Source organism: Natronobacterium gregoryi SP2 (assembly GCF_000230715.2).
In the GTDB taxonomy this organism is placed as follows: Archaea; Halobacteriota; Halobacteria; order Halobacteriales; family Natrialbaceae; genus Natronobacterium; species Natronobacterium gregoryi.
In genome coordinates, this window is sequence record NC_019792.1 from 1,342,149 (window position 1) to 1,367,251 (window position 25,103).

At 65.3% G+C, this 25,103-nt stretch carries 22 protein-coding genes; 8 read left to right on the forward strand and 14 right to left on the reverse strand.

The window, feature by feature from the left end; genetic code table 11:
- Window positions 1-141: 141 nt before the first annotated feature.
- Window positions 142-1,092, reverse strand: coding sequence for a lipoyl synthase (lipA, locus tag NATGR_RS06575; protein WP_015233406.1), 951 nt, complete (start codon window positions 1,090-1,092; stop codon window positions 142-144).
- 294 nt (window positions 1,093-1,386) lie between these two features.
- Here lipA and NATGR_RS06580 point away from each other — a divergent pair, with 294 nt between their 5' ends.
- Window positions 1,387-1,821 carry a PH domain-containing protein gene (locus tag NATGR_RS06580; protein WP_015233407.1) on the forward strand — a complete coding sequence of 145 codons (435 nt, stop codon included), beginning with the start codon at window positions 1,387-1,389 and terminating at the stop codon, window positions 1,819-1,821.
- A 465-nt stretch (window positions 1,822-2,286) separates the two neighbouring features.
- A complete protein-coding gene (locus NATGR_RS06585) occupies window positions 2,287-3,261 on the forward strand; it encodes an AAA family ATPase (protein WP_005577201.1) in 975 nt (324 codons plus the stop codon).
- Between the two features lie 77 nt (window positions 3,262-3,338).
- Here the strand turns inward: NATGR_RS06585 and NATGR_RS06590 are convergent, their stop codons facing one another.
- The 7 genes from NATGR_RS06590 to NATGR_RS06620 form a co-directional block, all read right to left on the reverse strand.
- Window positions 3,339-4,946: a DUF7519 family protein gene (locus tag NATGR_RS06590; RefSeq protein WP_005577199.1), complete on the reverse strand. Its 1,608-nt coding sequence runs from the start codon at window positions 4,944-4,946 to the stop codon at window positions 3,339-3,341.
- The gene (locus tag NATGR_RS06595) at window positions 4,943-6,295 is read right to left on the reverse strand and encodes a DUF58 domain-containing protein (RefSeq protein WP_005577197.1); all 1,353 of its coding nucleotides are present in this window, start codon (window positions 6,293-6,295) and stop codon (window positions 4,943-4,945) included. Before NATGR_RS06595 ends, NATGR_RS06590 begins: the two co-directional genes overlap by 4 nt.
- Window positions 6,288-6,959, reverse strand: a complete 672-nt coding sequence (locus tag NATGR_RS06600; protein ID WP_005577194.1) for a DUF7269 family protein — start codon at window positions 6,957-6,959, stop codon at window positions 6,288-6,290. The genes NATGR_RS06595 and NATGR_RS06600 overlap by 8 nt, the downstream gene beginning before the upstream one ends.
- Window positions 6,952-9,903: a transglutaminase family protein gene (locus NATGR_RS20535; protein ID WP_005577193.1), complete on the reverse strand. Its 2,952-nt coding sequence runs from the start codon at window positions 9,901-9,903 to the stop codon at window positions 6,952-6,954. Before NATGR_RS20535 ends, NATGR_RS06600 begins: the two co-directional genes overlap by 8 nt.
- Before the next feature lie 189 nt (window positions 9,904-10,092).
- On the reverse strand, window positions 10,093-11,241 hold the full coding sequence (locus NATGR_RS06610) for a tubulin/FtsZ family protein (RefSeq protein ID WP_005577191.1): 1,149 nt from the start codon (window positions 11,239-11,241) through the stop codon (window positions 10,093-10,095).
- 63 nt (window positions 11,242-11,304) lie between these two features.
- The gene (gene endA / locus NATGR_RS06615) at window positions 11,305-12,366 is read right to left on the reverse strand and encodes a tRNA-intron lyase (RefSeq protein ID WP_005577189.1); all 1,062 of its coding nucleotides are present in this window, start codon (window positions 12,364-12,366) and stop codon (window positions 11,305-11,307) included.
- A gap of 156 nt (window positions 12,367-12,522) precedes the next feature.
- Window positions 12,523-13,305, reverse strand: coding sequence for an endonuclease NucS (locus tag NATGR_RS06620; protein WP_015233409.1), 783 nt, complete (start codon window positions 13,303-13,305; stop codon window positions 12,523-12,525).
- A gap of 89 nt (window positions 13,306-13,394) precedes the next feature.
- Between NATGR_RS06620 and NATGR_RS06625 the strand changes: the two genes are divergently transcribed.
- Entirely contained in the window at window positions 13,395-14,105 is a 711-nt protein-coding gene (locus NATGR_RS06625; protein WP_005577186.1) for a hypothetical protein, read from the forward strand.
- Between the two features lie 461 nt (window positions 14,106-14,566).
- On the opposite strand, the gene phnE is transcribed toward NATGR_RS06625, so the two are convergent.
- From phnE to NATGR_RS06640, 3 genes are read right to left on the reverse strand one after another with little or no spacing between them, the layout of a single operon-like run.
- The gene (gene phnE, locus NATGR_RS06630; protein ID WP_005577185.1) at window positions 14,567-15,454 is read right to left on the reverse strand and encodes a phosphonate ABC transporter, permease protein PhnE; all 888 of its coding nucleotides are present in this window, start codon (window positions 15,452-15,454) and stop codon (window positions 14,567-14,569) included.
- Entirely contained in the window at window positions 15,451-16,227 is a 777-nt protein-coding gene (phnC, locus tag NATGR_RS06635; RefSeq protein WP_005577183.1) for a phosphonate ABC transporter ATP-binding protein, read from the reverse strand. The genes phnE and phnC overlap by 4 nt, the downstream gene beginning before the upstream one ends.
- Window positions 16,228-16,284: 57 nt before the next feature.
- The gene (locus NATGR_RS06640; protein WP_005577181.1) at window positions 16,285-17,289 is read right to left on the reverse strand and encodes a substrate-binding domain-containing protein; all 1,005 of its coding nucleotides are present in this window, start codon (window positions 17,287-17,289) and stop codon (window positions 16,285-16,287) included.
- A 178-nt stretch (window positions 17,290-17,467) separates the two neighbouring features.
- Here NATGR_RS06640 and NATGR_RS06645 point away from each other — a divergent pair, with 178 nt between their 5' ends.
- Together NATGR_RS06645 and NATGR_RS06650 are read left to right on the forward strand one after the other, a co-directional pair.
- Entirely contained in the window at window positions 17,468-17,968 is a 501-nt protein-coding gene (locus NATGR_RS06645; RefSeq protein ID WP_005577179.1) for an AAA family ATPase, read from the forward strand.
- Window positions 17,969-18,037: 69 nt separating this feature from the next.
- Window positions 18,038-19,201, forward strand: coding sequence for an HD domain-containing protein (locus tag NATGR_RS06650; RefSeq protein WP_005577177.1), 1,164 nt, complete (start codon window positions 18,038-18,040; stop codon window positions 19,199-19,201).
- 4 nt (window positions 19,202-19,205) lie between these two features.
- On the opposite strand, the gene NATGR_RS06655 is transcribed toward NATGR_RS06650, so the two are convergent.
- Window positions 19,206-19,517 carry a MazG nucleotide pyrophosphohydrolase domain-containing protein gene (locus NATGR_RS06655; protein ID WP_005577175.1) on the reverse strand — a complete coding sequence of 104 codons (312 nt, stop codon included), beginning with the start codon at window positions 19,515-19,517 and terminating at the stop codon, window positions 19,206-19,208.
- A 75-nt stretch (window positions 19,518-19,592) separates the two neighbouring features.
- Here NATGR_RS06655 and NATGR_RS06660 point away from each other — a divergent pair, with 75 nt between their 5' ends.
- Window positions 19,593-20,393, forward strand: a complete 801-nt coding sequence (locus tag NATGR_RS06660; RefSeq protein WP_015233411.1) for an inositol monophosphatase family protein — start codon at window positions 19,593-19,595, stop codon at window positions 20,391-20,393.
- Here NATGR_RS06660 and NATGR_RS06665 read toward each other — a convergent pair.
- Window positions 20,390-21,133 (reverse strand): acyltransferase, encoded by a 744-nt coding sequence (locus NATGR_RS06665; protein ID WP_005577171.1) that lies wholly within the window; start codon window positions 21,131-21,133, stop codon window positions 20,390-20,392. The genes NATGR_RS06660 and NATGR_RS06665 overlap by 4 nt on opposite strands.
- 209 nt (window positions 21,134-21,342) lie before the next feature.
- Between NATGR_RS06665 and NATGR_RS06670 the strand changes: the two genes are divergently transcribed.
- Window positions 21,343-21,948, forward strand: a complete 606-nt coding sequence (locus NATGR_RS06670) for a DJ-1/PfpI family protein (RefSeq protein WP_005577169.1) — start codon at window positions 21,343-21,345, stop codon at window positions 21,946-21,948.
- A gap of 3 nt (window positions 21,949-21,951) precedes the next feature.
- Entirely contained in the window at window positions 21,952-22,602 is a 651-nt protein-coding gene (locus NATGR_RS06675; RefSeq protein ID WP_015233412.1) for an HAD family hydrolase, read from the forward strand.
- 7 nt (window positions 22,603-22,609) lie between these two features.
- Here NATGR_RS06675 and NATGR_RS06680 read toward each other — a convergent pair whose 3' ends face one another.
- On the reverse strand, window positions 22,610-24,970 hold the full coding sequence (locus tag NATGR_RS06680) for a DEAD/DEAH box helicase (RefSeq protein WP_005577165.1): 2,361 nt from the start codon (window positions 24,968-24,970) through the stop codon (window positions 22,610-22,612).
- Window positions 24,971-25,103 lie beyond the last annotated feature (133 nt).

Sequence of the window (25,103 nt, forward strand, 5' to 3'; positions counted from 1 at the left end):
CGACTGTAGTTTCGCACCTGCCCCACAGCTCCCGCCATCGACAGCCGTCGGACGAATTGCTGTCCCGGCACTCGGGGCAACCACTTCAGAGCACGTTGAACGGAACGGACCGACAGGAAACCATCTCGGAAGCCGTCCGCGTTAGACGCTGCTTCGAGCGCCGGAACGAACCGCTTTACGTGCTTCCTCGGCGCTTTTGTCTTCCCGGAGGACTGCCTCGACGAACAGTTCGCCTGCCTTGTACGACGAGCGGACCATCGGACCACTGGCACAGTAGAGGAATCCTAACTCCTCTTCGGCGACGCGTCGCCAGGTCTCGTACTTGTGGGGGTGGTCGTGGCGTTGCACCTCGAGGTGGTTCCGCGAGGGCTGGAGGTACTGTCCTAGCGTGACGACGTCGACGCCACGCTCGCGGCAGTCTGCAAGCGTCTGGTAGATTTCGTGGTCGTATTCGCCGTGGCCGAGCATGATCGACGTCTTCGTGTAGATGTCGCTTTCTTGGTCGACCTGCTCGAGGACGGACAGCGACTGTTCGTATCCTGCACGTCGGTCCCGAACCGGAAACTGTAGACGGTCGACAGTTTCGACGTTGTGGGCTATCACGTCGGGTTCGGCGTCGATTATCTTTCGGACGAGCCGTTTTTCACCCTGGAAATCAGGGATGAGCACTTCGACGAGGATGCCGGCGTGGCGATCTTTGATCTGCCGGATCGTCTCGGCGAAGTGGCCGGCACCCTGGTCGGACAGGTCGTCTCGGTCGACCGAGGTGAGGACGACGTAGTCGAGGCCGATCTCGGCAACGGCGTCTGCGACGTTTGCGGGTTCGTCGGGATCGAGCGGTTCCATGCCACCGGTCTGGACGTCACAGAAGTTACAGGCCCGCGAGCAACGGTCGCCCATCAGCATGAACGTCGCCGTGCCGCCGCCCTCACCGCCGTCACCGCCCGACCAGCACTCCCCGCGATTCGGACAGTTGGCTTCCTCACAGACAGTATGGAGGTTCCGGTCGCGGAGCGTCTCCCGGATGTCGGTGAACTCCCGGCCCGACGGCGGGCGCATTTTCAGCCAGTCGGGCTTTCGAGCGCTGCTCATATAGGAGTGCTCGGGCCCAGAGGGGAAAAGTGGTTGTGGTCGTCTCGCGGGACCGAGGTGTGCTTGCCGACCGATGCTGACTGAGTTCGAACGAGCGAAGCCGCGACGCCACACCTGAATCCGGCGTGCAGCCGTCTTTTGGCACTCGAAGACACTTCTTACCGCGATAGTTTTACGGCAACGAACGGTATACCGACCACCGTGTCTCGTTCGTCGTCATCCTCGAATCCCGACTGGCTGCATCTCTCGGGCGACGAAGGCGTCGTCTGGGAGAGTCGCCCTCACCCGATTACGATGGGTACCAGGGTGCCGATCGGGTTGGTGTCGATTCTCGCCGGGTTTGTGGTCGTCGGCTGGGGTGTCACCGACAGCGGCGTCGGAACCCTCGGCCTGATCGGAGTCGCACTCGTCGTCTTCGGGATCACGCTCGTACTCGTCCAGTACGTCGTCTGGACGAACACCCGGTACGTGATCACCACCGACGAACTGTACAAGAAACGTGGTATCGTCTCCCGGAACGTCACCCAGTTCCGGATCGATCGCGTCCAGAACACGACCCTCGAGCAGGACGTCCTCGGACGCCTCCTCGGCTACGGCGATCTGACCGTCTACACTGCCGGCTCGGGCGATCCCGAACTGACGTTCGAACGGACGCCCGATCCCGAACGGGCAAACGGTGCCCTAAACGAGCAGTTAGGCGAGATAGTCGATCGAAACCGACGGGCGTGAGACGGGCTGCTGTCGTCACGTCCCGGCGATTGCCAGTACTGGACCGACGAGTTGGAAGAGCTACAGCAAATCGACTGGAACGGTTTATACACCGACCACGCTGCCGTTCGGGCGGGAAAAGTGACGGACAGGTGGCCGTTCGAGAGAACCCAGCCGTTGCTGCAACGACAGAGACGTTTCGTCGAGTACAGACGCCACCCCGACTCGAGAACGAGGGCGACGGCACGTCTGGTACGGTTTGCTGTCAGACGGTTTACTGTAAGTCAGTTCCGGCACAACCGCGACCCGGGCGGCGGTTGCGCCGGTAAATCGGTACAGTAATCCGTATCAGTCTTCCAGCGCGACCGCGAACCCCCCGCAGTTGTGCTGGGAGATCGGTACAGCAGTCCGTCTGAACGACGACGCCGACGAGGGTCGTAGCGAATGCCAGTACGTTCTTGGTCGTGCGGCAGACAGTGACGATCGATGCAAGGCGACGCCTTCACCGTCACGTCGGCCAGCGAGCGGTGTGACGAGGTTATCTCCCGTATCGACGATGCGGTCGTCACGGACCGCGAGTTTCTGGAACAGCTCCTGACGGCGGCACTTGCGCGCGGACACGTTCTCCTGGAGGACGTCCCCGGAACTGGAAAGACATTGACGGCACTGACACTCGCCCAGGCGCTCGGACTCGAGTTCTCCCGTATCCAGTTTACCCCCGACCTGCTCCCCAGCGACATCACTGGTTCACACGTGTTCAACGAACGGACCGGCGAGTTCGAGTTCCAGAAGGGGCCGGTGTTTGCGAACGTGGTTCTTGCCGACGAGATCAACCGCGCGCCGCCGAAGACACAGGCGGCACTGCTCGAGGCGATGGACGAAGAGCAGGTCAGCGTCGGTGGGACGACCTACCAGCTTCCCGAGCCGTTCCTGGTGGTCGCGACACAGAACCCGGTCGAACAGGAGGGAACGTTCGAGTTGCCCGAAGCCCAGCGCGATCGCTTCACGATCAAGACCTCGATCGGCTACCCCGACAGGCACGGTGAACTCGAGTTACTCGAGCGCCGGAGCCAGCGCGAGACGAAGACGCCGTCCGTCGATCCCGTGCTCGACACTGCTGGCGTTCGGGGTCTTCAGGCCGTTCCAGAACGGGTCACGATGGCCGAACAGGTCAGGGAGTATCTCGTCGACGTCTCGCGGGCAACGCGCGAGGACGACCGCGTCGACATCGGTATCTCTCCGCGGGGGATTCAGCGGTACTACGAGGCAGCGCGCGCCAGAGCGGTGCTTTCCGGCCGTGAGTACGTCGCACCAGACGACGTCAAGCGGATCGCGAAGCCGATCGTACAACACCGGCTCGTGTTGACGACCGACGCGAAGATCGAAGGCGTCGACGGCACGTCGGTCGTCGAGGATGTCTTGCGACGGACGCAGGTCCCAACGGTCGACCCGCCAGCGTGAAAGAAAGTGTCGTAACTGTACGGCCGCTCGCACGACAGCGTGTTCTCTGGCCCGCTCGAGCGGGGGAACACGGCGGTTCAGTTTGTCTTCGCGCGCCGCTTGAGCGCGACGAGGATGGCAAGCAACGCGACGGTCAGGCTGACGGCGACGGTGATTCCGGTTCGAACCGCAATCGTCTCGAGGAGTCGCGGGAGCACAAGTGCGAGTGTGATTCCGACGATACCGACCAGCACTGCGCCGGTAGCATGCGCGAGCGTGGGCAGACGGGCGTTCGCGTCCCGTCCGAGTTCTTCGGTGATCGTGACGCCGTAGACTGCCGTGTCCCAGGAGACGATCGCCGCCGCGACCGCGGTACAGACGATAAACGCCGACGCACCGTCGGCTGCAGCGAAGATGCTGCCGGCGACGAGTGCGCCAGCGACGAGCGAGCCGGGAGCCCCCCGCGTCGGCAGGAGACGGACGAGTCCAGTCAGCCAGAGACCCACCAGCACGGCGACGACGGTCCCGACGAGGAAGACGACCGCGACGCCCGCGAACACGACGCCCGCAGGCGGAGAAACCACCTCGAGTCCGTCGGCGAGCGGTACTGTCCCGAGTCCGGGGACGACGAACGCGCCGTCGGATGCCATCGCACCGAGTGTGGGTCGTATCCACGTCTCGAAGGCGGTCGGGTAACCGACGACGACGAGCGCCGCTACGAGACATCCGATCGTAACCGTCGGGCCCCAGTTCACGAGAGCGCCGTACCGAAGCCGACGGACACCTGGCGCTTTCGATAGCACCCACAGCAGCCACAGCGTCGCGAGCGTACCGATGGCACTGATCCGGACCGCTGGTGCCGTCGCGATCGGGACGAGGGCCGACTCGAGGATCGGGATCACTGACTCGAGCGGTGGTATCCCCACGGCGTCTGGCACCAGCAGGACAGCGGTCGCGGCGGTTCCGACGAGCAGGGCGAGCAGTCCGAGGACTCTCGTCAGCGACGCGATCCGCCGAACGCGCTGTCGGGCGGGTTTCTGCCGCTGCCGTGACAACAGTTGCGGAATCGGCAGTCGCGGGAGGACGAACGCGACGGACCACAGCAACGCGACGAACAGGGCCACGAACGTCACGACGCCGACTCCCGTCGCGTCCGGCGAGAGGAGTGCTTCGACGGCGAGACGACCGTTGCTGGTCCACGCGACATCGGTCACTGTCGCTCTGCCAGAGCGGACCGGGCCGGCAGACGCTGCGGTAGCGGCCGCGATTGGAACGGCAGTGACGACGGCGACTGGAATCGCAGAGCGGACGGCCCCATCGCCGACCGCGCCGGTGAGCGTCGCCGTCGCCCCGAACGACGCGAGCACGACGGAAAGAACGACGCCGACACGAAAGATCGCGCTCGCACCGACCGGGCCGTGGACCGCAGCGAAGCCGATCGCTCCCGTCACGGCGACTGCGACGAACACCACGAGAACGCTGCCGGCGGCTCGGCCGCCGGGCGTTCGACGGCTCGTTGCGGTCACCGTCGCCGTCAGCAGACAGCCCGCGACGGCGGCGACGACAGCCGGCTCGAGCGCGCCGACACCGACCGCAAGCGCCAGTGTGCCGACGGCGGTCGCAAGCATCGTCACGATCGCGGTCACAGGTGCACTGACGGTTCCGGTCGGCTGGCCGTCGCTCGCCCGCCCTGCTGGCGTCGTCACCGGACCACCTCGCCAAGTCCCTGGCTCAGTGCAGTCACGAGCGGGTTCGACGTGTTCCAGTCGACCACGGACACCTCGAGTCGGCGCAGCCGTTCCAGTCGGGCCTGGCGCTCGATCCCTGCCAGTCGCGCGCCGACGTCGTCGCCGTCGGTCACGTCCGGCGAGATCGTCGTCGTGTGGAACCCCCGTCGGCGCAACGCGAGTGTGAGATCGACGATCGCGTCGTCGACTGCGGGCGTACAGACCACGAGTTGTGCATCGGCAGGGAGCAACGTCTCGAGATGTGCCGCGGCTTTCCCGCTGTCGGAACGGAGCGCCGACCGGTCGTGAGTGTGCTGGCTCGGCCGGACGGGGCGCTCGCTGCTGCTCGAGTCGTCGCTTCCACGAGCGGCGATGGCGTCACACACCCGCGCGATGCGGCCACCGACGTCGACGCCTGCGCCGGGCTCGACGTAAGCGGGCGGGCCGGTATAGACGCCGGGGATCTCCCCTTCGATCCCGAGGCCGACCATTCCGACGCTGTGACCGACCTCGACGAGTGCCGAACTCGTTACGATTCCCGTGTAGGCTGTGAGTGTGGTGCCGTCAGGGCGGCCGGGCTCCGGCGCGACCGTCGTAACGGCCCGTCCGTCGACGATCACGACGATCTTCGCCGCCTCCTGTTTGCGGTACTGGACAGTCCCGAGGTCGCCCGTCCGGGCGTACCGTCGCCAGTCGATCCGACTCAGCGGGTCGCCATGCCGATACTCGCGGGTCGAGTGGAACTCGAATCCCGGCCCGCCGCTGTCGCTCGCGACGGCACCGGCGAGTGCGATCGTCTGCCGGTCGATCGGGAACCCGTCGAGCGAGATCGTACACTCGAGGTCGGCGTCGCCCGCCACGGACGGTGACGCCGTCGCAACCGCAGTCGCGCTCAGGCTCCGGAGACGAATCCACGGCTCGTCGAAGGTGTACGTCCCACGTTGTGGCCTGACAGTGTAGGTCAGCTCCGTCCGGTCGCTTGCCCGTAAGGGAACCGCACGCTTTGCTGTCCCCTCGACGACCTCGAGACCGTCGGGAACGCGGTCGACGATCCGGACGTCCGGGAGCGTTCGACTCGAGTCGTTCTCGACGGTGAGCGTCACTTCGACGCGCTCGCCGGGCAACGGCTGCTGGGGCGTACAATCGCGTTCGACGGTCAGCACAGCCTCGGGGTCGGGCGTCGACGACAGGGCGGCGTAGCCGAGGTAGGTGATAGGGACGATCGATGCGACCAGCAGCGACTGGAGCCCCAGCAACGCGCCGGCGGCGACCAGCACGAGCGAGGCGACGACGCCAGAGTGCCACCGCGAGACACGTCCCCTACGCATCGTCTCCCTCCGAGTCGTCCGTATCCGTCCGTCCGTTCCTCGTCACGTCGGTGCTCGCGTACCGCTCGAGTTCTGCGAGCGTCCGCTCGAGTCGCCGCTCGAACGTCCATCCGGGGAACAGCCACAGCCGGAGGCGGTGCCAGATCGAGAGGCTGCCGGCGGTCTCGTCCCCGAGGAACGTGGCCGCGATACGGTCGTCGGTCCACGTCCCGCGACGAATGCGGTTCTCTCGCCGAACGCCGGAGTAGCCGCGTGCGGTCTCGATGGCTCGAAGCGACGCGCGGACGTCCTCGACGATCGGCTCCGTGTCGGCCGTCTCGTCGCGTTTCAGCGCTGCGATCGTCCGATCGACGCGCTCGCTCGTTCGTGCGCCGACCACGTCGGCGTCGGGCGGCCGGTCGGTCGTCGACCGCTGCCCAGCGACACCGGCATCGTGAACGTCGCTCGCACCGGAGAAGTACGTCCGCCACAACCCGAACAAGAAGACGACAGCCGAGATGCCGATCAAGACGGTACTGCCGTCGGCCGACTGCTCGAGTGCCGTTAGCCGGCCCGCGACCGCCGGCGGGAGTGTGGCAGGCACGATTACGGCCACGGCACCAAAGACGAGTGCGGTGATCGACACGAATGCGAGGAGTGCGTTCAGTCTGGACCAGTCACCCATCCGCCTCACCGTCGTTTGCCGCCTCGTTTCCGTCGCCGGTCTCGCTCTCGCTGACCGAAGAGTCTCGAGTCTCGTCCTCGTCGACGGGTGTCGTCTCGCCGATCAACCGCGTGGAGTCGTCGACTGCTCGTTCGATGGCGTCCCGTCCCGACTGCTCTGTCTCCGTTGCAACCGACCGAAGCGCCACGCCGACCTGCTCGAGTCGCTCTTCCGAGGGCGTCGATCTCCCGTACTCGGTGTCCCGAAAGGCGTCGACGACGGTCCGGACGGCCGACTCCGAAAACCCACGTTCGATGGCGTACCGGCCGATCTCTCCCGGCGTCTTCGTCCGAACGTTCGGTGGCTGGACGAGCTTGACGAACGCTCGCCAGCAGTCCCGAAGCGTGAGCACGACCTGGGATTCGCCGCCGTTCGCGTCGTTCGGAACCGACCTCCCCCTGCCGAACACCGACGCGAGCGCGTTCGCCCGCTTTCCCGAGGCGTCTCTCAGCGCAGCGATCGCGTCTACAGCGATAGCGGCCAGCCGAAGCGGGTGTGTCACGGCGAGCGCCGCCACCCCCTCGGCGACGAGTGACCGCACCACGGATCGACACCAGCGGCCGAACCCCTCGAGGCGTTCGGCGACGCGGACGACGGCGTCGACGACCGTCTGTCCAACCTTTCGGCCCAGTTCGATCGCACGTCGAGAGCGTCGCCTCGCGATCGCGGGGAGAGAACGGATCGTCTCGGCCGTGATGCCGTACCGACACACGAGAGTACGGCCGACGAGTCCCGTCCCGCCGACGAGTGCAACCGCGAGCAGTCCAGCGTTACGGTAGAGGCCACCGACAGTCGTCTCGACGGTCGTCCCGTCGAGTCGTCCCTCGATCGTCGCCTCGTTCGCGACCGGGAGCCCGACCGTCGCGGTGCCGTTTGCCGTCGTCACCGCGGCCTCGCCGTCGACGAGCACCGTCCCGTCGTCGACCGGACTGTCGCCGTGAGTGAACTCGAGATCGACCGTCCGACCCGGCAACGGCAGGACGCTGTCGAGTTCGAGCGCCGCGTCGACGACCGTGACCGTTCGCTCGGCCCCGATCTCGCCGCGCTCGACGCGGATCGTCGCGTTGCCGACCTTCTCCGGCATCGCGACCCGTGCCGTTCCGGCGGCGTCGGTCGTCGCCCGTCTCCCGCCGTCGACGAGCACCGCCCCGTCGGGGAGCGGACCGCCGCCGACCGTCGCCGTGACCGCGAGTTCCGCGCCGGGAACTGCAACCGCCTGCGCCTCGAGGGTAGTAGCTGCGTCCGTCTCGACGGTCGTCGCCGTCTCAGCCGTCTCGTTGCTCGATGCGCGGGTCGACGCACCGACGAGGGCAGCCCTGGTGACGCCTCGAGCGGCCGATTGCTGTGTCGTCGCCGATGGTTCGACCCGAACGGTAAACGAGTTCTTGTAGGGGACTGTCCCCGAGACGGTTCCGTCGGCGTCGGTGACCCCGATTCGGTCGTCGTCGAAGAAGACGACTGCACTCTCGACCGGGTCGCCGGTTGGTCGGGTCGTAACGGTGACCTCGACCTCGGAGCCTGGCGTCGGCGACGGATCGTCGAGAGCGACGACGGAGGCGGTTTCCGTCTCGTTCGCTTCGGGCTCGCCGGCGGATTCGCCCGCGTCGGTCCCTTCCTCTTCGGTCGCCCAGTCGTCTTCGCGTTCTCCCGTTCGATCCTCCTCGTGACCGTCGTCACCCTCGCCGTCGTGGGCGTCCCGTGGCTCGTCGACAACCCCGTCGTCTTCGGACCGCTCCTCGAAGTGGTCGTCGTCGAACTCGCCTTCGCCCAGCTCCTCGAGTCGCGCCGAGTGAGTGTCGTCGCGGTCGTCGCCGGGCGTCGGCTCGAAGGCCACCCAGCCGTGGTCAGGGACGTAGACCTCGACCCAGGCGTGGGCGTTCGACTCGCGGACGACGTACTCGTCGTCGACCCGTTCACCGGTCGTGTACCCGGTCACGTAGCGGGTCGGGACATCTTCCACCCGGAGCATCTGGGCCATCGTCGTCGCGAAGTAGACACAGTACCCCTCGTCCATCTCGAGCAGGAACGCCTCGGCGACGTCGCCATCGGGTCGGTCCACCTCGAGCGAGTACTCCTTCGACGACCGGAGATAGGCCTCGACGGCGGTCGCTTTCTCGTATGGCGTGTCTGCGTCTTCGGTGATCGCCTCCGTTCGCTCGGCGAACTCGCTCGAGACGCCGTCGGGAACCTGCCGGTACTCGAACTCGTCGAGCGAGTCGGGATAGTCTGTGCCTGCCGCCCGAAGCGCTTCCGGGGCCGGATCGGCGATTGCGCTCTCGATCGCGTACCCGTCGCCTTCGGCTATCTGCGCTGTCGGATGGGGCTGTCCGTGTGCAGAGACCACCGTGTCCCGAGCCTGTGTGTCGTCGACGGCGACCGGGTCGGCCGCCGCCGGCATGACCACGAGATCGGTATCGGCCGTGACGGTCTGTGTCAACCGCTCGCCACCGGAATCGGTAATCGGACCCGCGTACGGGCTTCGTTCGCCGGTTCGAACCCACTCCTCACCAGTGAACCGATCGTAAACGCCCGTTCGCCAGTACGACCCCCGTTCTGCCCGGACGGTAAACTGCACGTCCTGCGAGAGGTCGACGGAACCACCGATCGGAGACCGGTCGGACCCGTGATCGATCGTTTCCTCGAGCGTCTCCCCGTCGATCTCCTCGTCACTGCCGTCCACTCCGCCGTCTTCGGCTCGCTGCTCGCTCTCGTCGCCGAACTGGGGAACGTCGCGTTCGTCGTCTACCGCCGCCAGCCCGTCTACGCCGGCGACCGTGACTCCCCCCAGTGCCGGCAACACCACTGCCGACAGCGCAAGTATCACGATAGCGACCACGACGAGCCCGAACTGCCCCCAGTCCGGCCGGCCTGAACCTGTCGGCTCCCCCAATTCGTTCCACTCCATTGATACTACTCCGCAAGCACCGTTCGTTCGCCGACTCCTACTAACTCGGTTCCCATAAATACACCCATGCGAGACATCCCAACTCGAATACAGATAGTGAGCCGTACACTGAAGCCAGCTACCGCGATAACCCGTTGTGACATCTTCCCCGCCACAAATAGGAGGCTTTCCGATCGACCAACAGTGGGTTCACCGCGGCGACCGCCACAGCGACGCGAGTCGATCGGACGCTTCGATGCCGGCCAGCAAGAGTACAGTGTAAACCTCGTCACTGTCCGGCCGGGGCGCGTCGCCGCCGAGGAGTTGCGCCGACCCAGTCTCTGACTGCACCGTTTGTCGCCCGTCTGCGATCCCCTTCCGATTGAGCCAATCCGGCGGCCCACCGACGACCACCATCGTCCGATTGACGTCCTCGAGGTCACACTCGAGAGTAAGTTTCCCGTGGAGTGCCTTGTTGACAGTCGTCTCGACAGCGCTGACTGCCTCGGTGGTGTCGACCGACGACTCCGTCGGGATGAGGCCGAGACCGAACCGCGAGCCGCCGTCGTCGGTCTCGACGGTCTGTGCACCGTAGCCAAGCGTCGCGGTGGTCGTGCCGTCGGTGGCATCCAGAATGCGTGCGACGTCGCTGGCGTCGATAACAGTCTCTGCAACGTCGCCTTCGGCTGCCGCGCTAGCCCCGAAGAGGGCCTCGAGACGCGTCGCGAGGCCACGATTAAGTCGATCGCGTGCGTCGGCGAGTTTCTCGTCGGTGTGCAGCCACGCTTCGTTGTCGAAGCAAATAACTGCGTCTGCAAGACCGTCGATCCGTTTGAGCGTCCGGACTGTGTTTTCCTCCGCCATCGGCCTGGCCTCTCCGACACCGGCGGCAGAGTCCGCCGTCGCTTGCCGGTCGATACCGGCAGTCTCGTCGGTCCGCAGTTCCGACTTCGCCGGCAGCGCCGCGAGCACGTAGACGGGTTTGTCGTACACCGACTGTAGCCGAGAAATCAGGTGTGGCACCACCCCGCCTCCCGTCGCACCGCCGCTACCGACGACCAGAAAGAACGCATCGGCAAGCGACGGACGCCCCTCGTCGAGAATGCGACCGAGTTCGTCGACGTACTCCTCGCCGACCTCGAACCCACGGTCGAGGTTTCCGTTGAGACCCTCGTCGATCGTGTCACCGAACCAGTGGCAGTGCTGTTCTGGAATCGCCTCGAGTGCCGCTGTGCTCTCCGCGTCGGTGTCGAATGCGAACGCGTCCCCGACGAACCGACGCTGCTCTGACTCTCGTTCCAGAATCGCGTCGGCGATCCGACACCCAGCCCCACCGACGCCGATCACCTCGAGTTGCATACCCTGACCTATCACACGCGGACGTTTTTACAGTTCCGACCGCCCTACGCGACCGCGGAAATGTCACGGCGTCAATCTCTCGAGCGACCACCACTCGATCGTGCCATCCCCGGCGACCAGCGCAAACACCATCGTCTTGCGGACGCCGTGAGCGAGGCGGACGTCGAGCGCCAGATCCCGTGGTTCGAAGACGTAGTCGGCCGGATGCACCCGAACCAGCAGTTCCGAGTGGCCCAGATCGTCGACAGACTCGACGTCGGCGTAGGTCCGGAAGTCGGCACCGAACTTGTATCCCGTCTTGGGGACGACGCCGCGATCGCGCAGTTCCGTGTAGACCGTCAGCCGCCGGTCGAACCGCTCCCCCTCGACCTCGCGGCCCCGCTCGCGGACCGTCGACGGCTCGAGGGCGATCGCCCCTTCCGCGGCGAGAGAAGCCGCCTCGAGCAGCGAACACTGCAGCGTCGGCTCGTCGTACTCCCGGCCCTCCAGCGGCTGGCCGTAGAACGTCCGCTCGTAGAGCTCCACGGGCGGGTCCCAGACGACAACCCGATCCTCGAGCAGGTCGGCCTCACAGCGACCGGAAACGGTAACGTCCGCATCCGAACTGCCCGTCGGGTCCCTGCGGTCGACCTCGAAATACGTGATCTCGCTTTCCTCGTCGACGACAGCGAGAACGCCAGCCGACAACTCCGACGCGGGAACGTCGGTTCGCTCACCGAGCACCCGCAACGCGTAAGCGACTTCGCCGTCACCCGGCCCCTTCCCTCGCGGAAACACCGCGAAATCGACCTCACCCACGGGCGGCTCGTCGATCCACGGCTCCGCGGCCGGCGAAAGATAGAACCCCCGCTCGCGCAGGTCCGCGTAGACGAGAAACCGGACCCCAAACGCCTCGCCCGGTTCCTGTGCGACGAACGACTGGAAATCGAGCCGGTCGCCATCCTCGCCGACGACCGCCTCGAGATCACCTCTATACAGGAGGTGTGCCGCCTCGACCGGCGAGAGAGCGATTTCGTTACCCGAAGTCGGATACCCATACCCCCGCGAATCGTGATAGCGCTGGCGTGCGTCGCTGCCGACGGTGACGACGCCCGTCTCTTCGTCGAACCGGCCCTCGAGAGACATGTGCTGGCCTTGGCCGTGGGACACTAAGTGGCTGTGGATCACTTCCGCCTCGATATCGTCGCTGGCGTTCTTGCTAGGCCCTTCGAACAACTCGAAAGCCCCACCGGTTGCGGATGGCCGGCCGAGTGGTGGCGGTGAATAATAGCTCGGCGTCGGTCAGTCGTCGCTGGCCGCACCTGGTTCGGGGTCGACCCGGTGTTTCTGGACGCGTTCGCAGGTCGCATCGAGACACCGAGTCTCGCCACCGGTATCGAACGTCGGGAGGCCACAGCCACACTCGCCGTCGACGACACCGCCCGGAATCGCAAAGCCGGTGTCGCAGTCGGGGTAGTGCTCACAGCCGGCGATGAGCCCGCCGCGTCTGAGAACTCGCAGGTCGCCGTCACAGTCCGGTTCGGGACAGTCCCACTCGCGATCGAACGCCGCCGTGACCGCCTCGTCCAGCGACTCGCAACCGCGGTCGAGACAGACGTTGAACGCGAGACCCCGTTCGACGCGCATCCGGGGAAGCCCACAGTCGCAGTTCGCCGCGTCGTCGCGGATCGTGGCGTCTCCGGGCACGCCGTACCGATCGCCACAGTCGACACAGTGGACGCCCGTCGACCGGACGAGCGCGCCGCTACAATCCGGACAACTACCCACGAGCGGCCCCGCGGCAGAGGCCGGATAGTGAGCGAACCCATCCTGATCGTGAGCCGCGATGCGCAGCGTCTGGGTGTCTTTCTTCGCGACGAGAGTGAAACCGTCAGAGCGATCACTCGAGACACTGTCGGCCCGCGTCAGCCACGCAACCGGCTGGTAGCCGTCCGTGTCGTGGACGAGGACAGTGTTGTCGGGCTTGACGATCGTCGTCATTCGACCGCGGTACTCCTCCCGGCCGCCCGTCTCGGCGATCACCGTGCAGTCGCCCGCAAGAACGCGAATCGCGCCGTCGATCATGAGAGTGGTGGCCGCGGTATAATACTTAAACTCGAGGACGTCCGGCCGGAGACACAACCCCTTTGCCGTCGCTTTCGTTGACAGTCAGTATGACCGACCGACGCGACGCGAGTGGCGACGCTTCCCGGCCGCTCGAGGCGCTCGAGGCGCTCGAGGCGCTCGAGGACGAGGTCGCGACGCTGAAACGCGTCGTCCAAGAAGGCGACGAGCCGCGACGCATCCAGTTCGAGGCGGCCGCGAGTCGCCTCCAGGACGTGTTTGCCGAGACAAACGGCGGGCACGGGACGATCAACACGCACTCGGGCGAGCAGATCACGCCGCTCTCGCCGGACCCCGAGCAGATCGACCTCGCGGACGTCGCGCACGCACTCTCGAACCTGAGTCGGTTCACCGGGCAGGGAAAACACTTCTACAGCGTCGCTCGCCACGCGGTCCACGTCAGTCACGAGGTCGAGTCCCGCGGCGGGAGCCGTGAAGCCCAGCGGTGGGGACTGCTTCACGACGCGAGCGAAGCCTACTTCGCGGACGTTCCCGCACCGGTCAAACGATCGCTCCCAGGCTACACCCGCGCAGAGAAGGAGTTTCAGGCGGCCGTCCGTGAGGCGTTCGACCTCGAGTTAGCGGTCGAAGACGAACGACTGGTCGACGGCGTCGACGGCGATATCGCGCGATACGAACTGTCGATCCACTTCCCGGCGAACCACGAGAGTCCGGGACTCGAGTGTGAACACGACGACCTCGACGGGAGCGTCGACGACGCGGAACTGTATCGTCGGCGGGCACGGGAACTCGGGCTCTAGTAGCGTCCCAAGTCTACTCTGACTAGTGCACTCCACTTCTGATCGAGAATCGTGATCGGTTTGGGCCAACTCTCAACTAGTCGGTCGACGCTTGGGACAATACTAGTGGCGGGCCAAGCCTGAACTGATCGGTCGAATCTGGCGGTGTCGCTCGATTCGACCCGTCAGTCGACGGTTGGGACGGTACTAGTACTCCGCCAAGCGTCGACTGCTGCGTGAACCCAGACGACCGCATTCGGTTTCACTCATCCGTTCAGGCTTGCCAAAGCACTAGTGGCGGGCCAAGCCTGAACTGATGGGTCGAATCTGGCGGTGTCGCTCGATTCGACCCGTCAGTCGACGGTTGGGACGGTACTAGGAGTTAGACACCGGCGACAGGTGGCACTCTCGAACAGCAGTCACAATTCGGGTGTCAAGAGAACGGAGACGATCAGGAAAAGCGAAAGCAGAACTGTCGCCCGTTACTTCATTGCGGATTCGGCCATCCGCTGTGGGATACCGACGATCAGTGTGATCAGACCATCGGCCTCCTCGTCGTCGCGGAGGTACGATCGGAGACGCTGGCTGCCCATCTCGACGACGACGATCAGTACGAGGACGACGACGATACCGGCCATCATGTTGTCGTAGGCGCGCAGATCCTGCTGTACCTGGATGAAGACCCCGATACCGCCACCACCGAGCAGACCGAGCGTGACGGCCTGGCGGACGTTCACCTCGAAGATGTACAGCGTCCACGCGATGAACGATGTCTTGACCTGGCTGAGCATCCCGAAGACGACCGTTTGCGGTTTCGAAGCGCCGGTCGTCTCCATCGCCTCGATCTGGCCGTCCTCGACCTCCTCGAGTTCGTCGGTGAAGAGACGACCGAGGTTGCCGATCGTACTAACCGCGATTGCGATTGTCGAGGTTACGGCGGTCAGCCCGGCCAGCGGAACGAATATCAAGAACCAGACGAGCGCTGGGATCGCACGCGAGACGCCCATAACCGATCGGAAAATGAAGTTGAACGGATAGGGAGTTACGCGGCCGCTACCGAGGACTCCGAGCAACAGCGCGAGCGGAATGCCGATGACGGTCCCGGCAAAACCCATCGCGAGCGTGATGCCCGACTCGCGTAGCAGGTTCTCCGCGAAGATGGCTTCCCAGTTCGGGGAGTAATGAGGGAGTCGTTCGGCGAACCCGGACCACTGGTTGTAGAGGTCGAGCAGCGAGAACTCGATCAAAAGCAAAGAAGCGTAGAACGCAGCGGCGAAAGCGATCGACAGAAGCCCGTAGAGTACCCACCGAACGCGTCTCGTGAGTCGAATCTGCTCGAGTCGTTGTTCGACCGACGTTTCCGGGCTCATTGTACCACCGTCCTGGTGGGGTCGTCGCCATTGTCCCCGGAGAGAAACTCTTCCATGTCGATACCGCCATAGAGTTCGTCGATCACGTCGAAGGTAAGATCCTCGCGATAGCCGTCGAAGACGACCTCCCCGTCGGCGAGGCCGATGAACCGTTCGCCGAACTGACGTGCGAGGTTGACCTGATGGAGGCTGATCATCGTCGACAGTCCCTCCTGTTCGGCCGCGCCACGCAGGTACTGCATGACCGTCTGTGCGCTGCCCGGATCGAGGCTTGCGACCGGCTCGTCGGCTAGCAGAATTTCCGGTTTCTGAACGAGCGCACGGGCGATGCCGACGCGCTGTTGTTGACCGCCGCTCATGCGGCCGGCGCGTTGCTCGGCCTCGTCGAGCAGCCCAACCATTTCGAGCGCCTCGAGCGCCTGGAGCTTGTCCTCTCGGTCGTTGAACCGGAACAGGCTGGGGAGGAGATCAGTCCGGCCCAGCGAACCGCTGAGAGCGTTCGAATACGCGCTCATTCCCCCGATTATGTTGTGCTGCTGGAAAACCATCGCGACGTCGTTGCGGTGAGACGTTACCGGTTCTCCGTTGACGATAACCTGCCCCTCTGTCGGCGTTGTGAGTCCGTTGACACACCTGAGTAGGGTTGATTTCCCCGATCCAGAGATCCCAAGAACGACAGTGAACTCGCCTTCCTCGATTTCGAAAGAGACATCGTCGAGGGCGACGGTCTCACCGAATCGTTTTGTTAGGTTCTCTACTCGTATTGCGGACATTGTAAGAGTGGTAGCTTATTTTCCTGGCTGCCCGTTTATCTATCCGTCGTCCTGTGCTTATTCATCATCGTCGAAGTCCTGGAACTCGAGGCCGAGTTCGTCGAGAATCTCCTGGATGGGTTCGTAGTCGCTCTGGTCGGCGTCCTGGATTCCCGTAAACCAGAGTTCGTAGTCCTCATCGACATCGTCCGGGATCAGGTCGTCCTCACCGGCAGCGAGCAACGCTTCCTCGATGTCCTCTCGTTCCGGATCGTCCCACTCGCTGCGGGCCATGATCGGTGCTCGCGGCAGTGGGTCCGAAACGGCAAGCAACTGAAGTTCGGGCTCGCCGTCCTCGAGATCCGAACCTGCGTCGTCGTACTCGGCGGAGTGCTCGACGAACTCCGAATACTCGTCGAACTGCTCTTGCGGGATCTGGGGTGCAGACGCAAACGCACCCGTCGCGGCCGCGACGATATCGTCGTCGTTGACGAGCCGTTCCCGTGAGGTGTCGTGGTCCGTTGCCGTCCGAATTTCCAGGTCGTTCGCGTCACCTTCCGGGAAGTCACCGATATCGATACCGGCCTCGGACAGCATCACACTTGGCGCGAGCGTCCCGCTGGTCGACATACGCGCGCCCGTAGTTATCAAGCCGCCTTCGAGGTCCGCGAGCTCCTCGATGTCGCTGTCGGGCGTTGTCGCGATCGTCGAGAAGTACAGCGCGCCGCCGAAGGCCGTTCGCATCCCGAGGACATCAGCAAAGCCCTCGCCGGCAGGGACCGCCGTCGGCGACGTGTCGGCGATGTCGGCCTGGTCGGTCTCGAGCGCCTCGAGAGTCTCGACGTAGCTGCCGGCACGAGTGAGGTCGATAGTTGCCCCTGTCTCCTCCTCGAGGTATTCTTTCATTGGCGTGTACTCTTCGAGGATGTCGGTCTGTTCTTCGGCTGGATTGAGAACGAACCGAACGGCACCGTCGTCGGTTGCCCCGATGCAGCCAGCAACCCCCGTCGCGAGTGCCACCCCACTCGTCGCTTTCAGGAACGTTCTCCGGGTGCTACCGCCACAGTCTGGTTTCTGAACCATGTGTAGTACCTAAATCGGATCGGCTTAAAGACAATGATAATTGGTCTCCGAACGGCTATATATACACAGTAGCTAGAGTTATTTCAACCGAATGTATAGTTGGCGGGAGCGGCGAGCGTCCAGACGCGTCGAATTCGGTCGGGTTTAGTACTAGTACACTACACTCCCCGTCGTGGACTTGGACCGTTCAACACTGATCGCCTACTGTGGTCTGCCAGGCGTGGGCAAATCCGTCGCGTCCGCCTACACCGCAGAGCAGTTGTCCGCAGAGCGATACCGCAGCGACGAGGTCCGGAAACGGCTGTTTCCCGATCCGGAGTACTCCGACGAAGAGACCGCCGCGACCTACGATGAACTGCTCTCCTGTGCGCGATCCGAACTCGAGGCCGACCGGGATGTCGTTCTCGACGCAACCTTCCGCGCGAAACGGTTTCGAGCCCGGGTGGCCGCGGTCGCGAGCGAGGTCGACGCCGCCGTGGAGTACGTCCTCGTGACCTGCGATGTCGACGTCGTCCGGAACCGCCTCGAGAGCCGAACGGAAACCGTCAGCGACGCCGAGTTCGAACAACACCTGCAGTTCAAAGAGGCGTTCGAACCGATCGAGCGCGATCACGTCGTGATCGACAACTCCGGAACGCTCGAGGAGACCTACCGCCAGATCGACCGTGCGGTTCTGTAACCCACGGGAGGCACTACCGACGGCGTTCGAGACCATCGCGGCTAAGAGTCCGCTCGCGAGTGTACACGTATGACCACGATCAAGGACAGCGTCCACGACTACATCGAACTCGAGCCCACGGCGGAGGCGCTGCTGGACACCGAACCGATGCAGCGGCTCCGGTACGTCCGCCAGTTGAGTACGGTCCAGTTCGTCTATCCGTCCGCGAACCACACCCGGTTCGAGCACAGCCTGGGCGTCTACCACCTCGCCTCCGAGGCCGTCGACCGATTGTCGATCGACGACGACCTGGCCCACCGGCTCCGGGCGGCCGCGCTCGTCCACGACGTCGGTCACGGCCCCTTCGGCCACCAGACCGAGGCGGCGATCGAACGCCACCTCGGCCGACACCACGACGAGATCGGCTGGCTGCTCGAGGAGACCGAACTCGGCGACGTACTCGAGGAGTACGGACTCGACCCTGACGCGGTCGCGGCGACGGTCGACGGCCGCGGGCCGCTGGGTGAACTCGTCGCCGGCACCCTCGACGTCGACCGGATGGACTACCTCGTACGGGACGCCCACCACACCGGCGTCCCCTACGGGACGATCGACCACGCCCGACTGCTGTACGCTCTCGAGATCGTCGACGGCGAACTCGCGCTCGCGGACGGCAACGTCGCAACCGCAGAGAGCGCGCTGATCGCCCGGACGCTGATGAACGCGACGGTCTACCGCCACCACGTCTCCCGTATCGCGGGTTCGATGCTCGACCGGGCGAGCGAGCGACTCCTCTCGGACGGCGTCGTCGACCCCGAACGGTTCGCGCGGCTGACCGACTCCGAACTGCTCGCGACGCTCGAGGAGTACGAGCCGACGGCCGGGTTCGCCGATCGCATCCGGAACCGCGACCTCTACAAGCGGGCGGTCTGGGCGCGACGCGAGGAGGTTCCCGAGGAGTGCAGGGGGCTCGAGTACGATCGGACGCGGAATCTCGAGCGCGAGATCGCCGAGATCGCCGACGTCGACTCCGAACACGTCGTTCTCGACAGTCCGGGAGAACCCAGTTCGCCCGAATCCCGCGCCCGGATCGTCGTCGACGGCGAACCCCGTCGACTCGAGGATCGATCCTCGCTCGTTTCGGGCCTCGACGCCTGTGCACGCGAGATCTGGCGACTCGGCGTCTACGCGCCCGAAGATGCCCTCGAGCCGGTTCGCGAGGCGGCGGCGACGGTGCTCGAGATCGAAGACTGACTAACTACCTGCCCGAACCCGGGGCATCCGAACCGCCGTCCATCCGTTGCTCGTATTTCTCGAGTGCCTCCTCGAGCGCCGCGTCGGCGTCGATCTCGAGATCGTCCGCGAGGGCAAGCAACGCGAACAGTGCGTCGCCGACCTCGTCCGACGAGAGCTCGAGGGCGGCCGGGTCGTCGCCGTAGTCGGTCGAAACGTTCGCGTCTTTGGCGAGTTCGCCGACTTCGGAGACCAGATCGAGCAGCCTGAACGCGGGCGGCGTCTCGAGGCCGTACTCCTCGACGAACGCCGCGACCTGTCGTTGTGCGTCGTCCATACGCTCTCGATGGCGGCTCCGATCGGGGAAACTGTTTCGAAATCCACACTATCGCGCGCCGAGACGGATCGACGCGTGACTACTCCCTCGCTCGATGCACTCGAGACGACCGCTATCGAAGCCTGCAAAGCCGGCGGCGCGTACCTTCGTGACGCCTATCGATCCGGGACCACGACGGTCGATGCCGGCGAACACGACGTCAAATCGAGTGCCGACACGGCCGCCGAGGAGCGCATCCTCGCGGTGATCCACGATCGGTTCCCGGATCACCCGATCGAGGCCGAGGAGTCTGGCGTCCACGAGGGCAGCGGCCGGTGTCTGTGGCTCGTCGATCCGCTCGACGGGACGAACAACTTCGAGGCGGGACTGCCGTCGTTCGCGACGGGAATCACGGTACTCGAGGGTCCGGACGATGCTGCTCTCTCCGAGCCCGTCCTTGGCGTCGTCTACGCGCCCGTCAGCGACGACCTGTACGTCGGTCGTCGTGACCACGGCGTCCGCCACGACGGACAGCCGGTCGCGGCGGACAGCGAGCTCGAACCGGCCGCGGCGACGGTCGTCTCGGTCATCGGCCACGACGTGAAACGCGACCCCGAGCACGCGGCGGTTTCGGCGGCGATCGATCGGGCGATCGAGGATCGATGCAAGCGTCGCCTCGAGAGCTGGAGTCCGACGGTCCACTGGGGACTGCTCGCGCGCGGCCGGCTGGACGGAATCGTCTGCTACCGACCGGACCGGGAGGAACAGCTACTCGGGGAACTGTTCGCGGTGGAGAGCGGCCTCCGGACGGACACAGGAGACGACTGGTTCGTCGCCGCCGGAAACGACGCCGTCTTCGAAGCGATTCGGGAGGTCGCCCTCGAGCACGCCACCTAGTCGTCTTCGGCCACCGGCGCGGGCGCGACCGACGGTCGGCGATCGATCTCGAGGGTCTCCTCGAGTGAATCGAGGCCGTCGAGTTCGCGTTCGAAAAAATCGCGACGGTCGCGGATCGTCTCCTCGTCCCACTCCCACCACTCGAGTTCGAGCAGCCGTTCGCGGACGTCTGCGGGGAATCGCCACTTGACGCGTGTGGCGGGGACGCCGGCAACGACGGAGTAGGGCTCCACGTCGCCGGTGACGACCGATCCTGCGCCGACGATCGCGCCGTCGCCGATCGTCACGCCGGTGAGGACGGTCGTCCCAGCACCGATCCAGACGTCGTTGCCGACCGTGATCGGGCCGTCCTCGGTCGGCGGCAGTTCGCTGTCTAGCACCTCGCTGTACAGTTTCATCTGCTGGGAGGGTTGGTTCGTCTTGTGGTTGGTCTGCTGGAAGGTACTCTCCCTGGCGACCGCACAGTAGTTTCCGAACTCGACGTGGCCGACGACGTCGCAGTCGGGTTCCAGGTTGGTTCGGCGTCCGATGGTAACATCACCCCCGACGACGCAGCCACGACTCAGCCGCACGTACGGACCGAGGTCGACGTTCCCCCGGAGCAGGCAGCCGATCGAGATCCGGGCGGTCGAATCGACGTCCAGCCGGGTCGACTCCGAGTACCGATTGACGAGTTCGTGGGTCGCAGTCGGATACCCCAGTGCCGACAGCGACCGGTGGAGCAACGTCTCGAGAGTCACGCCTACCCCATGGACGATCCATCACATATAGTTCACTTTCCCGCTGTGACTATTCAGCGCGAGCGACTCTTCCAAGGCTGTCACTACCAGCGGTAAGGGGAGCTATCGCCGTCGGTACGCAGTCACAACTCGACGGCATCGTCGCTCGAGAAAGCCGTCGAGCCTCGGCAGGCGCAAGCGGTTTGTCTGCCGGGAGAAGACGATCGGGTATGAGCGAGACGACCGCCGAAATCGTACTGTTCGACGGCTTCGACGAACTCGACGCGATCGGTCCCTACGAGGTCTTCGAGAACGGGGCCGAACTTGGTGTCGCCCTCGAGACGCGACTCGTCACGCTCGAGGGCGACACCGACGAGGACGGCCTCGTCACCGCGAGTCACGGGCTGTGCGTCGAACCCGAGAGGACGCTGGGCGAACCCGACCTGCTCGTGGTCCCCGGCGGCGGCTGGACGACCGAAGGTGGCGTCAGGGCAGTCGTCGAGGATGGCTCGATCCCGGCGGCCGTCGACGAGTGTTACACTGCCGGCGCGACCGTCGCGTCGGTCTGTACCGGCGGGATGATCCTCTCGGAAGCGGGCCTGCTCGAGGGCCGACCGGCCGCGACCCACCACGTCGCGGTCGACGACCTCGCAGAGACGGACGCGAACGTGGTCGACGAACGCGTCGTCGACGACGGCGACGTGCTCACCGCTGGCGGCGTCACGTCGGGGATCGACCTGGCGCTGTGGCTCCTGGAACGGGAGTTCGGCGAAGACGTCGCGGACGCGGTCTCCGAGCGAATGGTCCACGAGCGTCGGGGCGAGGTGTTCGGCTGATCGATGTCTGCAGTACTGTTCGACATGGACGGCGTCCTCGTCGACAGCGAGGACTACTGGGTACAGTTCGAACGAGCGGAGATCCTCCCCGCCGCGGTCCCGGACGACGACGTCGACCTCGCCGAACTCAGCGGGATGAACTACCGCGATATCTACGACTACCTCGAAGAGGAGTACGGGACCGCAATCTCCCGCGAGGAGTTCGTCGAGCGGTTCAGGGAGGCCGCCGAAGAGATCTACACCGAGCAGGTGTCGCTGCTGGACGGAACCCACGACCTGCTCGAGCGACTGGACGACCGGGACGTCTCGACCGCGGTCGTCTCCTCGTCGCCCCACGACTGGATCGACATGGTGATAGCGCGATTCGGCCTCGAGGGCGCGTTCGACCACGTGATCAGCGCCGACGACGTCGAGGCGGCGAGCAAACCGGCGCCGGATGTTTTCGAACACGCGGCCGAGGAGATCGGCGTGCCGGCCGAGGAGTGTGTCGTCGTCGAGGATTCCGAGAACGGCATCGAGGCGGCCGCTCGAGCGGGAACGTACGTCGTCGCCTACCGGATCGACGCCCACGGCGACATCGATCGTTCGTCGGCCGACGTCGTCGTCGACTCGCCAGCGGCGTTGCGCGAGCGAGTTCTCGAGCGCGTGTCGTGAGCGACGATCACCGGATGTCGACGGTTCGACTCCGTTCGACAGGCAACAGCGACTCTTCCGGGAACGCGACGCTGACGGTGTACTCGAGTTCCTCGGCGTCGGCACCGAAGACGCCGACCGGGACGGTGTCGACGTCGCGCAGGTAGCTGTTCGTGCTCGTCATCTCGCGGCCGTTCACCGTCACCGTGATCCCCGCGCGTGCGGGTTCGCCGACGTTCCGGACGGTCACCTCGTGGACGGCGTTCTCGCCGGCAGCGATCGTCTCGGGGAACTGCCCCCATTCCATCTCGATCGAGGGAAGCGACTGGGCACCCTCGTAGACGCGTTCGGCGACGCCCTCCGAGAGGCCGGCGTCGGCGAGTCCGTCGATCCCGGCCTCGAGTACGTCGCCCGGCGTCGACAGCCCCTCTTTGGCGAGTTTGCTCGCCCGCCCCGACGCGACGCCGTCGATGGCCGTCAGTCCGACCGCGTCCTCGGCGACACCGTTCTCGGCGCGGGCCTCGGCCCTGCTCGAGAGGTTGGCGGCGTGCGGGCCGACGAACCGGTCGAGGAAGGCACCGAGCGCCGACAGCAGTCGGGTGGCGTTCCGGCGGATCACCCAGGCGTCGCTTTGCAGTTCGGCGGGCGTCGTCCCACTTGCGGCCGACCGGAGGATCGCCAGCACCTTCCGCTGGCCGGGTTCGAGGTCCTCTGCTTCCTGCCCGACGAGCACCGCGTCGACGGCATCACGTTCGTCCTGGCGGGCCGACACTGACTCGAACTCCGTCGCTCCCGCGACCGCCGCGAGGACGTCGCCGGTCTCGAGGGCGCGTCCCGACTCCGTCCGATCGCAGAGTCCAGCGAACGAGGCTGCGGTCTCGAGACGCAGGTAGTACTTCGAGGCGAGCACGCCGCGTGGCGTGGCCTCGATCGAGAGATCGCCAGCCTCGCCCGTCTCGACGAAGCCCCGAGCAACGAGGTCCTCGAGACAGTCGCGAACGCGTCCCTTGAGGTTCGGGAAGTCGTAGGCCTCGGGTTTCGACTGGCCGCGCTCGTAGTAAAACGTGGTCTCGAGCCAGTCCATCACGTCCTCGAGGTCGGTGATGGTGCCCATCGCGATTTCGGCGTTCAGGTGGGTCTCTAAGCTCTCGGCCAGTCGGGACTCGATCTCCTTGCCCTCGTTCAACAGTCGCCGGTACTTGTCTGCCTCCGCCGTATCGCAGACGACCCAACCGTAGCCGACGTCGTCGTACCCCGGCCGGCCCGCACGCCCGAGCATCTGGAGTACGTCGAGCGGGCTCATGTCGACCTCGCCCTCGAGCGGGTCGTGGAGCTTCGTATCCCGAATGACGACGCAACGGGCGGGGAGGTTCACGCCCCAGGCCAGCGTCGACGTCGAAAAGAGTAGTTCGACGTGGCCCTCCTTGAACCACTCCTCGACCAGGTCGCGGTCGTTCTTCGAGAGGCCGGCGTGGTGGAAGGCGACGCCGTCTAACACGGAGTTTCGGAGTGTGTCGTTCTCGAGTTCTTTCGACTCGGTGTGGAAGTCGTAGTCGCCGCGAGCACCCATCGGTATATCGCGCCCGGCGATCTCGTCTCGAGCAGCCTCCGCTGCCCGGACCGTGTCCTGGCGCGAGGAGACGAACACGAGCGCCTGGCCGTCCTCCCGGAGGTGTGGTTCCGCGAGGTCGAGCGCCCGATACAGCCGACGGTACTTGTCCGCAAAGGAGTTCTCGCCGTGAGTATAGGTCTTGACGCCGGCGTTGAGGTCGACCGGCCGGTACTGTTCGCCAAACTCGAAGGTCGTCTCCTCGGGGGCGTCGAGCCACGCCGCCACGTCGTCGACGTTCGGCATCGTCGCCGATAGCGCGACGACGCGGGGGTCACAGAGTCGTCGCAGACGGGAAATCGTGACCTCGAGTACCGAGCCCCGCCGGTCGGCGTCCAGCAAGTGGACCTCGTCGATGACGCAGACGTCGATGTCCGTGACGAAGTCGTACCGCCGGGAGTCGTGTTTGCGCGTCGCCGAGTCGAGTTTCTCCGGTGTCATCACGAGGATGTCCGCGTGGCGGGCGCGGCGTGAGTTCAGTTCTCGCTCGCCCGTGACGACGTACACCGAGTAGTCCAGTTCCTCGAAGCGATCCCAGTCGTCCTCTTTCTCGTTGGTCAGGGCCCGCAACGGTGCGATAAACAGCGCGGTGCCGCCGTCGTCGAGGGCCTTGCAGATCGCCAGTTCCGCGAGCGCGGTCTTGCCCGACGCGGTCGGCGCGCTCGCGACGACGTTCTCGTCGGACTCGAGCAAGGCAGGGAGTGTCTCGCGTTGCATCCGGTTGAACTCCTCGAACGCGAACGCGTCGGCGAACGCTGGCAGAACTTCGGCGACCTCCATCAGGCGAATACGGGAAGCGGGCGATCAAAGGCGTTTCCTTCCCGCTCGCCGCTGTCGTGACCGTGTCGTCTCGCAGGTGGCTGTGGGCCTGGTCGTCAAGGTGATGACGGATCGTACACGACCAGCGCCAGTG